We start from the raw sequence: 13100 nt of genomic DNA on the forward strand, positions 1-13100 counted from the left end.
AGTAAACTTTCTCTTTGTTATAACTTTTAAAATGCGTTTTACTTTACATTGACTACATTAAATCTTCTCTTTTGTTAAGAAAACATTAATAGTGATATCAGTCCGTGATATTTAAAACATTGGAAATCTAATGTAGTTGAATCGACAAGATTCGAATGTCAATTTCCAAATGCTAAATGCTAATAAATGAGATCCGGAAAACTAAGAGAAGAATGGAATGCCATACCAAATAGAGGGATTCTTCCTGGCGAAGTAAATGCCCGTATGTGGAATAATATACGGAAGAATACAATTGATAAATATAAAAAACTTTATAATTGGGCAGCCATTGCTTGTGCAGTATTCATTATTTCTATTACAGGATATTATAATTTCAAGCAGTTTCATTATGCTAAAAATGAAACTGCTTTCGTAAAAACATTTGAAAAGGATATTAGGCTTGTGATTTTACCTGATGGTACCCGTCTTTGGCTCAATGAGAATTCAGAAATTGAATATCCTTCTAAATTTTCAGGAAAATACCGAAATGTAACTTTAAAGGGAGAAGCTTTTTTTGAAGTAAAGCGCGATGTAGCACATCCTTTTATTATTAGTTCAGGAGCTATAAAGACTACAGTATTAGGAACCTCATTTAATGTTAGGGCGTACAGTAACAGTCAACCCGAAGTAAACGTAAGAACAGGGAAGGTAAAAGTAGAGAGTGAGCAAAACAGTGTTTTACTTTTGAAAGGCGATAAAGCAATTTATGGCTCCGGAACAGCCGTACTTAGTAAGCAAAAAACAAATGTTTTAGAGCCGTCATATAAAAAAGTTCTAATATATGTAGATGACTTGACTCTCGAACAAGTTGTAGCCACCTTAAAACGGGATTATGATTTTAACGTAAATTATGTGGACGAAAATTTAAAGAATCTTAAAATGCAGGGAACTCTCGATACCCGACAAGGTTTTTACGAAACACTTCAAACCATTTCGTTTGCTTTAGAAATTAAAATTAAACCTACCGGAAATAAGACTTATTTAATTAGTCAATAATTAGCTAAAACATATCATTGTCTACATCTCTCAGCTTAATATATTTTGAGCTGATGATAAAGTATTAAAATGACCGAAATGAATTAACCCTAAATAGCATATTAAAATTAAATATAATAACTAACAATTATCAATTATGAACAATGATTTTTCCAGGCAATTTGCCATTTGGATTTTGTTTTTCGGTTTCCTGTTGGGAACACAAATTATTTATTCACAAACCGGAACAGTATCGGTTGATTTTAAGAATGCGTCGCCTCAAAAAATTATAGATAATTTAAAATCCCAGACTCCGTATCAATTTGTTTATCAAAAAGATCTGGATCTTAGTTTACCTCTTGTTACCTTAAAAAAAGAAAATGTTTCTATTGATGAAATTTTGACGGATCTGGAAAATCTGACAAATCTAAATTTTAGAAGAAATGCAAATAACATAGCTGTAAATAGTAAAGATACAGGCAAAAAAAAAAAGAAAGGAAAAATAACCGGTAAAGTAGTGGATGTTAACGGACTGTCACTGCCGGGTGTAAATATAAAAGTTGCAGGACTAAATTATGGAGTGCAATCTGATATTGATGGTCATTATGTTCTAGAACTGGAACCGGGCGAATATTCCATTGAGTTAAGTGCTATTTCGTTTCAGACCCAAAAAATTACGGGTATAAAAGTATTTGAAGAGCAGGAAACGCCTTTAGTGGTATCATTAAAAGAAGATGCTCAATCATTAAAAGAAGTTGTAATTGTTCAGGATTATAAAAAAGCTACAGCCTCTGTTGAAGGAATGCTGCTGCAGCAAAAAAAGGCAGCACAGTTTTCTGATGGTATCTCGGCAGAGCAGATTGCCAGAACACCGGACAGAGATGTAGCAAGTTCACTAAAACGCATCACGGGTGTTACTACAATTGGGGATAAATATGTAGTTGTGCGTTCTATGGGCGAACGATGGAATCAGGCCGTAATGGATGGTATTGTATTGCCAAGTACAGATGCCTACCAGCAAAATTTTTCGTTTGATATTATCCCTACTTCAATTGTAGAGAGTATTGTAGTGAGCAAATCAGCAACTCCGGATATGTACGCCAATTTTGCAGGCGGTTATGTAGAGATAAAAACAAAGGATATTCCTAAAGAAAATTTCACCAATTTCTCTATAAGCACTTCTTACAACAGCCGAAGCACTTTTAAACAACGATTAACAAAACAGGAAGGTGATTACGACTATTTGGGGTTTGATGACGGACGACGTGATTTTCCTAATAAATTTAATCTTTATGATCTTCCGAAAAGTGAGGAGGGTTCTGGTGAATTTTTTGAGAATTCAAAGCAATTCAATCAGGATAATTTTACCACTTATAAAACGTATGCGGCTCCGGGCACCACACTTCAATTTGGTATAGGGCGGGTTTACAAATTAAAAGAAAATAACAAATGGGGATTTACAGGATCTTTTATATTTAAGAATACACAGGAGAAACTAGATATCGAGCATACCCAGAGAGGTAGTTATAAAATTAATTCGGAGTTTTTAGCCGAAAACGATGCTAATACATACTCTACTTTTACAAAATATGGCTTTAAGAATTCAGGGGCCAATTATAATTATACCTCCACATTGGGCGGTATGTTTAATGCGGCAATTCAGTTAGACAACCATAAAATTACAAGCCGCAATACGATAATGCACATATATAACAATCAATTAACCCAGATTACAGGCTGGACTCAGGGTAATAGCATTGAAAATATATTAAATGGTAGTGAACTTGCCGGGACATCAGAAACCAATTATCCGGTTTATACCACTTTTATCCAGAATAAAATTGAAGGAAATCACAAATTTGAAAAACTCGAAATCAATTGGTATGGTGCGTATGGAAATGTTTCAAAAGATACCAAAGATGCAACATTTTTAAGCTCAGCAAAGAGAAAGGTTGGCGATGATGAGCTGGTTGTTTACACAGTTTATAATTCTGATGATTTAATTAAAAGAAGCAATTTTACGAATGATGAAGTGAATTATAATTGCGACATTAATTTTAAATACTCCTTTAATTTTAGTGATGCGTTTACAAACGATATCAAAACAGGCTATTTCGGGACTTATAAAAAAGCTACTAATCAACAGAATTCTGCCCTTTTAGCAGTCGTTGGGCAGGGGACAGACAGAGCAGATATTTATGGTTCTTTGGCCAAATATTTAGACGGCTCAAATTATTATTACGGAGGTTTTGGCTGGACTTCTTTTGGTAAATATGGAAATCAGTATGTTGGGGATATAAAAGTACATTCGCCATTTTTAATGCTGGACAATAAAATGGGACGGTTTTTAAGATTTGTGTGGGGGGCCAGAGCAGAAAGTTATATATACACACAAATTGAGAGTCAGTCTATATCTGCCGGTGATTTTAATAAGGAACAAAAAGATGAAAAAATATGGCAATTTTTACCTTCAGCCAGCTTAATCATTAGCCCTGTCAATAAAATGAATATACGATTAGGATATAATAGGTCTGTTTTGAGGCCTCAATTTTCAGAACGTTTGGCAATGCCGTATTATGACCCAATTCGTTCTTCTTTTATATATAACAATACAGGTGGACTGGTTTCGAGTGTAGCCAATAACTATGATTTTAAAATGGAATGGTTTCCTTCGGGTGGCGAAATTTTGTCCTTTGGAGTATATCATAAAAACATAGACAATCCGATTGAAAGTGTTAGTGCCTTGAATACTTCGGGTGTAAGGGAAATTTTCAATATGAATTCTCACAATGCAAAACTTTGGGGTCTTGAATTAGAATTTTACAAAAGCCTTTCTTTTTTAGGGGAAGGAGAAACCCTAAAAGACCTGTTTTTATACGGAAACGCAACCATAAATGCTACAAAGGTAATATCCTATAAAAATTTAGACGGAACAGGAGGTACTTATGAGGCAAATAGACCTTTGTATGGTCAGTCGCCCTACAGCTACAACATAGGCTTAGATTATGTTGGGGAACGATTAGGCTTTAGTCTTAGGTATAATACCGTAGGAGATCAATACCTGCTAGTAGGATATGATTATGACGCCGAGGAAATTCGTAAACCCTATGCTATAACAGATGCTCAAATAAGCTACAAATTTTTTAAGGAAAGAAATCTGGAGTTAAAATGCAGCCTGAAAAATTTGTTTGATTCTGGTATAGAAACTTATAATAATACCAACAGTTACAGTAAAATAAATGATAACGCTGCTTCCGGAACTATTCCGCCAAGGGAGAAAAGAAGTCTGGGAGCCGAAGCAACAGATAAATACGATGAAAACATGGATCAGGAAATGTTTAAAGCTAAAAATGGCAGGACTATAAGCTTATCAGTTAACTACTCATTTTAAGCAAATGTAAAGCTGCTGTACATTTTAAATCAGGCAGATTAAGAAACCGTTAACAATAAAAAAAGCGATGATATTTTGAACTTTGAAAAGCTAATATATATAGTTATAAGTATTGGATTTCTTTTTGCTTAGTGCATGAAGCAAAAAATAAAAAAATACTTTAATAATGTTCTTTAATAATTTCTTCAAAAGAATAAGAGTACTTGTTTTAATGAAAAAAATTAAAAAGATGGAAAGCAAACCTTTCACTGCGTTAAAAAAAGCCTATGAGTGAAAGAAGGAAAAGTAGGTATAAACCCTGATGGTAAAGCAGGAATTGTTTATTAGAAGATTTTACCAAAAAAGAGAAAGACCTAAGGAAAGATATTTTGCTGCTCTCTCCAAAGGCCTCATTTGTAATAGCAGCAAATATAGTAATAATTAAATTATCATGAAAAAATTATTTATGTTCGCAATGGTAGCTCTGGTTATGGGTTCTTGCCAAAATGATGATGCGTCATCTACGGATTCTTCTTTTTCAATGAAAGCATCCGGTGCTGATTATTCCGGATATCCTGCAACAGTAGAAACTGTAAGTGGTGATATTACAACAAACACTACATGGACAAGCAACAAAGTTTGGGAGATTGATGGTGTAGTACGTGTAAAATCTGGTGCTACATTAACAATCGAAGCAGGTACTTTTATTAAAGCAAAACCATTAGCTGCCGGAGTTGCTACAGGAGTGCTTGTTATTACTAAAACAGGTAAAATCGATGCTCAGGGTACAGTAAATGCACCGGTTATTTTTACAAGTTATAATTTATTAGATGGCAATGTTAATACCGTTGCTGCTCCTGGTGATTTTGGAGGTGTTGTTATTTTAGGGGATGACCCGGTAAACAATGGTCTTGCTACTAATATTGTTGAAGGATTAGGTGATCAGCCTAATGTATCTGATTTCTATTACGGAGGGACTAGTAATACCCACAATGCCGGGGCATTACATTATGTTCGTATCGAATTTGCAGGACGTGTTTTGTCTAATGATGTCGAAATAAACGGTTTAACTTTTGGTGGAGTTGGTGCACTTACAGTTGTGGATCATATTCAGGTATCGTACGGTAAGGATGATTCTTTTGAGTTTTTTGGAGGAAGAGTAAATGCGACTCATTTAGTTTCCTTTGCAGCTGACGATGATAACTTTGATTTTGATCTTGGTTATACAGGAACAATTACAAAAGCGATTGCAATTGCCAACAGCAGTTCTACGCATAGTACAAGCGGTACTCCTGCAGTTCCGGATTCTAATGGTATTGAATTAGATAATAATCCTGGAGGAACTACTACCACAATTATCACACGTCCGGTTCTTAATCAATTATCTATCATTGGGGTAAGCTCTACTACAGCAGCAGATGTATACGAAAATGCCATACATGTACGCAGATTAGGACAAATTAGCCTTACTGATGCAACCGTTACAGGTTACAACTCTGGTATCAGATGGGATAGCCCATCGTTACCAAGTGGTTCATCATGGACTAGAATTTCTATTCACGGTTTTGATAATCCTGTATTGCCTGCAGGTACTTCAATTGCTGGATTAGGAAACAGTACATCAACTGCAAACCCTGCTACTGCATGGGGCCTTACTCAGCCATTTTTTAATAATGGGACCTTAGATTTTACAGGATCAACAGGTGCATTTAAAACTGAGGCTAACTGGACTAATACCTGGACTAAGTTTACTAATTTTTAATAATTGGTTAATTAATTAAATATTTTAATTCAGCATGGGCAGAATTTCTGCCCATGTTTTAAAAATAAAAAAATGAAAAAAATAATACTTTTTGGCATGTTTACTATAATTTCTGCAATTTCATCGGCACAGACAACGGTATGGGTTGACGATTTTAATGATGCGGATATATCCGACTGGACATTATTGGACAGGGATGAGGATGGAATAAAGTGGATAGCCAGACAAAATGTAAATCTGGATGAAAGTGGCAGTACAGTTGTAGATGGCGATTTTAGTATTTTAGGAAATTACGTAACAGATCTAAATACGCTTGAAACAATTAGTCGTTTTGTAGATAACTGGGCTATTACACCTGCTGTTAATTTATCTCAGCATGCAGGAAAAAAAGTAGAGCTTGTTTTAAATGCACAAACCATGATTTATGATTCCAATCAAAATGTATTGGTATATGGATCTACTTCGACAGATCCGGATACATTTACACTTTTAGGTACAGTCACTTTATTAAGACAAACGGTAGATGAAGAAGAGTTTCAGGATTACACGGTAGATATTTCTCAATTTGCAGGAGAGGCAACAGTTTATATCGCAATAGCAAATGAACCAGCTGAAAATTCTAACTTTTTTGGATTAGAAATAGATAAAGTTACCATAACAGCGGGAGGAACCTTAGGAATAGGAGAGCAAATAGTGGATAAAAATGCTTCGTTCCTGAAACAAAATCCTGTAACAGAAAATTTAGAATTGCAATTAGGCGATCAGTATGAAGCTGGCACCACTTCTGTACAAATTTATAATGCAGGAGGAACTTTGGCAAAGCAAACAGTTTATAATAACGAAAACATTTCTGTAGGCGATTTATCGCAGGGATTATATTTTCTAGTTTTAAAAAACGATACAAAGTCAGAAATAATAAAATTTATTAAAAAATAAAATAGGCAGGACTTTATTTAGCATAAGCTGCCATAATTAAAATTCATGATATGAAATATAGCATTGCAAGAGTATTTTTCTTTTTCCTCATACTGGCTGTTTTAGGAGCCTGTGCAAATGACGAACTGACTCCTTATTACGATCAAAGAACGCAAGGGCCCGGCAAAGTAGTGATACAAGGCTATAATGCCATGATCGATTCTGTTCAGATTGCCGTAAATGGTAAATTTGTTGAAATAGGAAAAGCTAAAAACAATACTGCTTTCGTAAAAAAAATAGAAAAAAATTATGAGTTTGTTTTTTTTGAAAACGAAGTAAAAACATTTGTTATTACTAATAAAAGAACCAAAGTGATATTAGGTACTTATCAATTTACGACTCAGGAACCCAACAGTTCACTGTATTTCTATGTCAAAGAAGATTTATGGTTAGATAGTGCAGAATTTTTAAAACCGGGTACATTAAGTCAGTCCGGTTATGCCGGTTTTAAATTTATTTTTCCATCAGTAAATAAATATTCTGCATCGGGATATACCGGTTCGCTTGATGGTATAATTACAAAAAATAATGGTCAGTTATTAGGGGTCGCAGAAAATATCAATAAAAGCACCCCAAGCTCTTTTATTGAATTTCCGTATAGCACTCCTACAGGTATAAAAATGGAGCTCGTTAAGCATGGTACCACAGAATCTTACATCCCTGGCAAAAAAGTGATTGTATCGCTGACTATGACAAATAATAAATCCAAATATATTGTTCTCGAAGAAAAACAAGATCTAAATGGTGCATTCTCCGGTGTAGAAGGGGTGATTAATTTAGCGGACTATTTTAGTTTTTAATTAGCGACCGGATTTACTGAATCAGATATTACTTTGTAACAACGCTTTAAAATGAAATACTCATCTCAGATTCGAATACTTGCTTTTCTTTTCCTGATCCTTTCCATTGTTTCCTGCCAGAGTGATGATAGCCCGGTTTCATACGAAAAGGGAAGCAATCAATACACAAATATGTGGATTTACGAGCAAATGAAAAAATACTATTATTGGAATGATGAGGTGCCATTTTTAACCAATTTATCATTAGGTCCAAAAGAATATTTTCAAAAGCTTTTAAAGACTGATGATGTGTATTCATATGCTTTACACCCGGAACTGCCAGAAACCGTACCACAAAGTTTAAGACAGAAATTTGGATTCGATGTTTCGTTTATGCAATATGAAGGCAGGGTTTATGGGGTAATTTTATATACATTATATGATTCTCCAGCCAAAAATAACGGATTATTTAGAGGTCAGTTGATAACTAAGGTTGATGATGTAGAATTGAATTTAAGTAATTACGACAATATTTACAAAAGTATGAGAGGAGCAGGGCAACTAAATTTACAAGTTGTTTCATATTCAGCTCAATCCGGTTTTTCTAAAGCAAAACAAGTTTCTTTATTACAGGGTTTTTCGTTTTCTCAGCCTGTTTTGCATCAGGTAATTACAGAAAATAAAATTAAGATTGGCTATGTAGAAGTTCCACATTTTGATGTGGGTCAGGCAAACCTTTTTAGTCAGATTTTTCAGGAATTAAAAAATCAGCAAATAACAGAACTGGTTTTGGATTTACGTTACAATGGAGGAGGAGATATTTCTTCTGCTACGGCATTAAGTATAATTTTGGCTCCAAATATAAAATCGGGTGATCTTTTTATTCAGTTTGAAGGTAATAAAAATGGCGGTATAGTAAAACAGTCTTTTCAACAGTCTTTGGAAAGTAATGAATCCAGTGTAAGTTTTGATGCCCTTAAAAATGTACACCCCAATATTCAGAGACTATATATTCTTTGCGGAAACCGAACTGCATCAGCCTCAGAAATTATCATTAATAATCTAAAGCCTTTTATGGAAGTTATCACAATAGGAGAGAAGACAGTTGGTAAAGATATGGCGGGGTTTCCTATTGAAGATGACAGACTATTAGGTAAAAGAGGTTGGATTTTATATCCTTCTATCTATAAATTATTCAATTCAAGACATGAAGGGGATTATTCTAAAGGTATAAATCCTTTAGTTAATAGAGATGAACTTCAGAATCCTGAAATTTTTCCCTTGGGAAATCATTCTGAAGTTTTATTAAAAACAGCAATAAATACAATTTCAGAAAATAGTGAAAAAGTAAAAAATACGGTCTCAAAATCGTTACCGTTATCTAAAAATTACACCGATGTCGATCCGTTATTAGTTACTCCATAAAAATTATTTTTTTTTAGAATATCAGAATATATGTTATGCAGGGAATAAACTCAAAAGAGCATCGAATTTTATTGGCAGCATTTCACAAATTTGAATATATGTCAAAAATGGTAGCCGAAAAGATTGAACAGGAAGAAGATGCAGAAACGCGAAAAGCAATGAAAGAACTGGATGCATTATATGATAGATTTCAGGTATTATTTGCCGAATTGGAAAAATGTACCAGAGATTATGAGATCAAAAAAAAATCCGTACGCAGTATGATTAGTAGAAGTATTCGAAAATTAATACAGCAGTGCAAAAGTGACAATGGTATTGTATTATAACCTTTAAAATAAATCACTCCTTTCTGTTGATCTTCCTAAAAGTAAGGTTAATTCTCGGCAGTACCTCTCTCGCAGTTTTAGGGATCTGATGCTGCCAGAAACTGTTTGTATTTCCGGCCATAAGTAAAAAAGAGCCATGATGAAGAGGAATCTCTAATTGTGGGATTTCCTTTCTGAATTTATGACGAAGTCTGAACATTCTGGTTTCCCCAAAAGTGACCGAAGCGATATTCATGTTTTTATTACTGCTCACAGTTTTGTCACTATGCCATCCAACTCCGTCTTTTCCATTTCTGTATAGATTAAGTAATACGGCATTAAATTGTATTTGAGTTTCATTTTCAACACGCTGGCGAATGGTTTGTAGTTCTAATGGCCAGTTTAGATGGGGGTGGCATTCGTCTAAATCATCATCTCTGTACCATGAAACCATTCGGGGGGCGGTAACTATTTTATCGTACATCGGCATATCATATTCTTGCCATTGGGTTTCGTTCAGCAGTTTATCATAATAGTAATCTGATTCTTGTTTCGTGAAAAAATTGTCGATTAACAGTAAGTCAGCATCAGGAACGTCAAATACCTTTTTCCCTCCTGTACCGGTCGAAAATAATTCAGTATCATTAAATAGTCTCATTTTCTTTGTTTTTGAGAGAAACAAAATTAGTTCAGATAATAACAATTTTTAATATATTTGTTGTTATAAATTATAACATAATTAATTATGTCGCTATTTTCAGACAATATTAGAACCTTACGGGTAAAGCAAAAAATTTCACAGGAAAAACTGGCAGAGAATTTAGGGATAACCAGAGGCAGGTATGTTAAATACGAAGATGGAACCTCAGAGGCGCCTTATGAAATTTTAAAAAAGATAGCACAGCATTATCATATCAGTATCGACTTATTACTTTCGGTCGATATACGTAAAATTAGCGTAGATGATTTATTAAAGCTGGAAGACAACAGATTAGTCCTGCCTATACAGGTAGACCTGCAAGGAGAAAATTTCATTGAAGTAGTGACTCAAAAAGTAAAAGCAGGGTATTTAAATGGTTATGCAGATCCGGAATACATCGAAAATCTGCAGCAAATCTCATTGCCATTTTTGGGGCCTGGAAAACACAGAGGGTTTCCTGTAGAAGGAGACTCAATGCCCCCTCATGAAGACGGAAGTATAATTATTGGCCGTTATGTAGAAAGGTTAGGAGAAGTACAGGACGGCAAAACGTACATACTGATTACTAAAAATGAAGGAATGGTATACAAGCGCCTGAACAAAAATAAAAAAAATGCCTTGGTCTTAGAATCCGATAACAGCTTTTATCCTCAATATGAGGTAAAAGTTTCTGATATTATCGAAATTTGGGAATACAGTTGCAGTATCGGCCGTACAGATAAAAAGCAGGAATTAAGCGAAATAGAGAGCATGAAAGAATTACTTCTGGAAGTAAAAAGAGAAGTAATCGAATTGAAAAAAAATAATTCAAATGAGTGTTAATCGGAAGATTGGGGACATATACGCTCTAATATCTCTGATCTGTTTAATGAACCTTTAGGACTAAATTCTAATGGTTAAAACATTATATTCGCACTCTTGAATAGTATCACAAAAACAGTTATAAATGGAAAATATTACCGTAATTATCATGTTATTATTTGGCGTTGCATTCCTGAGTCTAATAAGCAAAAGATATAATTTTCCTGTTCCGGTAATACTTGTGCTATGCGGAGTTATTATCAGTATTATCCCGGGTCTTCCTGTAATTGCCCTAAGTCCCGAAATCGTTTTTATTATTTTTCTTCCGCCACTTTTATATCATGCCGCATGGTATACCAGTTGGTCTGATTTTAAACAAACCATTCGGCCTATAACTTTGGCTGCCGTAGGGTTAGTCTTTTTTACGACTGTTGCAGTTGCAGTTGTCGCACATATGTTAATCGATGACATCTCCTGGCCCCTGGCTTTTCTTTTAGGAGCGATTGTTTCACCTCCGGATGCTGTATCAGCAACTTCAATAACAAAAGGCTTGGGGTTGCACCCCAGATTGATTGCAATTCTCGAAGGAGAGAGTCTGGTAAATGATGCCAGTGGTCTGGTAGCGTACAAATATGCTCTGACAGCAATTACAGCCGGAAATTTTGTGCTTTGGGAGGCGGGATTAAATTTTGTTGTAATGTCGGTTTTAGGAATCGCGATTGGATTAGCTGTTGGTTATATAATGAGTTTTATTCATAAAAGGTTTGTCTGTGATGAGGTTATCGAAGCAACTTTAACTTTATTGACGCCTTTTGCTTCTTATCTAATTGCAGAACATTTTGAGGCTTCCGGAGTTTTGGCCGTAGTAGCAACAGGACTTTTTCTGTCGGCAAGATCAGGAACGATTTTTACACACGAAAGCCGAATCATGACAGGAACAATCTGGAGTGTTTTAACCAACATTCTAAACGGATTAATCTTTATCTTAATAGGATTACAGTTACGGCAAATTATTTCGGGTATTGGCGACTATTCTGGCTGGTCTTTGTTTATTTGGGGAACTTCAGTAAGTGTTGCCGTGATTTTGGTTCGTTTTTTATGGGTAATTCCTGCCACCTTACTTCCAAGACTCATCAGTAAAAAGATTCGTCTGAGAGAAGAATTCGATTACCGAAACATGATTATTTTTGGCTGGTCCGGAATGCGAGGTGTAGTATCCATGGCAGCTGCACTGGCGCTTCCGCTAATGATGAACGAAACAGAGGAATTCCCTTTGCGAAACCTTATTATTTATCTGGTATTTTGTGTGATACTTTCGACCTTGGTTATTCAGGGATTTAGTTTACCCTGGCTGATTAAGAAATTAAAAATTGAACGTTATTCCATAATTGCAGAAGAATATGAGGTTCGAAATAGTATCGTTTCCCAGACTATTACCCACATCGAAGATAATTTCTCGTTACTCAACGATGACTTGCTGCACAATATTAAAAGTAAATATGAAGTAAAATTCAATCGCCTTCAGAAAACCGAACTTCCGGCCAACTTCTTTGGAAAAGGAAATCTGATAGGAGGAGAGATCTTCAATGATTTTACCAAACTTCAAATCGATCTGTTAAATGTAGAGCGTAACAAATTGGAGTTGATGCATAAAGCAGGTTCTGTAAACGAGGAAATTTTCCGTAAGATGGAAAAAGAACTGGATCTGGAAGAAACCAGGTTGTGGATGGAAATGTATGAGGAGTAGTTACTGGCTATTATAATTTAATTCTTTGAAATAATTAAAAAGCTGGTATGATTGTGAGGAGCCGAAGCTCTTTGCCTTTAAAATCTTTTCATTTTAGTTACTACTCATGGTTTCGTTCTGTTATAATAGATTAAAATATGGACTGCCTAAATAATACAATAGATAGATTAAACATGGAATCAATAAAAAAAAGAAAAAGCATGACTTTTTATAAATCATGCT

General features: G+C 34.8%; 10 protein-coding genes. 9 read left to right on the forward strand and 1 reads right to left on the reverse strand.

Annotation, left to right across the window (positions count from 1 at the left end):
• The first annotated feature begins 186 nt into the window (after positions 1-186).
• From FLACHUCJ7_RS19510 to FLACHUCJ7_RS19540, 7 genes are all read left to right on the forward strand, one after another.
• Entirely contained in the window at positions 187-1035 is an 849-nt protein-coding gene (locus tag FLACHUCJ7_RS19510; protein WP_180910125.1) for a FecR family protein, read from the forward strand.
• A gap of 136 nt (positions 1036-1171) precedes the next feature.
• A complete protein-coding gene (locus FLACHUCJ7_RS19515) occupies positions 1172-4405 on the forward strand; it encodes a TonB-dependent receptor (RefSeq protein WP_180910126.1) in 3234 nt (1077 codons plus the stop codon).
• Positions 4406-4835: 430 nt separating this feature from the next.
• Entirely contained in the window at positions 4836-6146 is a 1311-nt protein-coding gene (locus tag FLACHUCJ7_RS19520; protein WP_180910127.1) for a hypothetical protein, read from the forward strand.
• Between the two features lie 72 nt (positions 6147-6218).
• The gene (locus FLACHUCJ7_RS19525) at positions 6219-7082 is read left to right on the forward strand and encodes a T9SS-dependent choice-of-anchor J family protein (protein WP_180910128.1); all 864 of its coding nucleotides are present in this window, start codon (positions 6219-6221) and stop codon (positions 7080-7082) included.
• Between the two features lie 50 nt (positions 7083-7132).
• A complete protein-coding gene (locus FLACHUCJ7_RS19530) occupies positions 7133-7921 on the forward strand; it encodes a hypothetical protein (protein WP_230408879.1) in 789 nt (262 codons plus the stop codon).
• 51 nt (positions 7922-7972) lie between these two features.
• Positions 7973-9325: a S41 family peptidase gene (locus FLACHUCJ7_RS19535; RefSeq protein ID WP_180910129.1), complete on the forward strand. Its 1353-nt coding sequence runs from the start codon at positions 7973-7975 to the stop codon at positions 9323-9325.
• A 35-nt stretch (positions 9326-9360) separates the two neighbouring features.
• Positions 9361-9651, forward strand: a complete 291-nt coding sequence (locus FLACHUCJ7_RS19540; RefSeq protein WP_180910130.1) for a hypothetical protein — start codon at positions 9361-9363, stop codon at positions 9649-9651.
• A gap of 13 nt (positions 9652-9664) precedes the next feature.
• On the opposite strand, the gene FLACHUCJ7_RS19545 is transcribed toward FLACHUCJ7_RS19540, so the two are convergent.
• Complete coding sequence (locus tag FLACHUCJ7_RS19545; RefSeq protein WP_078226502.1) at positions 9665-10288, reverse strand: alpha-ketoglutarate-dependent dioxygenase AlkB family protein; 624 nt, start codon at positions 10286-10288, stop codon at positions 9665-9667.
• 87 nt (positions 10289-10375) lie between these two features.
• On the opposite strand from FLACHUCJ7_RS19545, the gene FLACHUCJ7_RS19550 reads away from it, so the two are divergent.
• Both FLACHUCJ7_RS19550 and FLACHUCJ7_RS19555 read left to right on the forward strand, forming a co-directional pair.
• Complete coding sequence (locus FLACHUCJ7_RS19550; protein WP_031457425.1) at positions 10376-11152, forward strand: XRE family transcriptional regulator; 777 nt, start codon at positions 10376-10378, stop codon at positions 11150-11152.
• Between the two features lie 124 nt (positions 11153-11276).
• Positions 11277-12878, forward strand: a complete 1602-nt coding sequence (locus FLACHUCJ7_RS19555) for a Na+/H+ antiporter (protein ID WP_180910131.1) — start codon at positions 11277-11279, stop codon at positions 12876-12878.
• Positions 12879-13100 lie beyond the last annotated feature (222 nt).

It is taken from the genome of Flavobacterium salmonis (assembly GCF_903819435.1).
Taxonomy (GTDB): Bacteria; Bacteroidota; Bacteroidia; order Flavobacteriales; family Flavobacteriaceae; genus Flavobacterium; species Flavobacterium chungangense.

Bases quoted from the DNA above. Each gene is read 5' to 3' on its own strand.
- FLACHUCJ7_RS19510 (WP_180910125.1), top strand. From the start codon at position 187: ATGAGATCCGGAAAACTAAGAGAAGAATGGAATGCCATACCAAATAGA.
- FLACHUCJ7_RS19515 (WP_180910126.1), top strand. From the start codon at position 1,172: ATGAACAATGATTTTTCCAGGCAATTTGCCATTTGGATTTTGTTTTTC.
- FLACHUCJ7_RS19520 (WP_180910127.1), top strand. From the start codon at position 4,836: ATGAAAAAATTATTTATGTTCGCAATGGTAGCTCTGGTTATGGGTTCT.
- FLACHUCJ7_RS19525 (WP_180910128.1), top strand. From the start codon at position 6,219: ATGAAAAAAATAATACTTTTTGGCATGTTTACTATAATTTCTGCAATT.
- FLACHUCJ7_RS19530 (WP_230408879.1), top strand. From the start codon at position 7,133: ATGAAATATAGCATTGCAAGAGTATTTTTCTTTTTCCTCATACTGGCT.
- FLACHUCJ7_RS19535 (WP_180910129.1), top strand. From the start codon at position 7,973: ATGAAATACTCATCTCAGATTCGAATACTTGCTTTTCTTTTCCTGATC.
- FLACHUCJ7_RS19540 (WP_180910130.1), top strand. From the start codon at position 9,361: ATGCAGGGAATAAACTCAAAAGAGCATCGAATTTTATTGGCAGCATTT.
- FLACHUCJ7_RS19545 (WP_078226502.1), bottom strand. From the start codon at position 10,288: ATGAGACTATTTAATGATACTGAATTATTTTCGACCGGTACAGGAGGG.
- FLACHUCJ7_RS19550 (WP_031457425.1), top strand. From the start codon at position 10,376: ATGTCGCTATTTTCAGACAATATTAGAACCTTACGGGTAAAGCAAAAA.
- FLACHUCJ7_RS19555 (WP_180910131.1), top strand. From the start codon at position 11,277: ATGGAAAATATTACCGTAATTATCATGTTATTATTTGGCGTTGCATTC.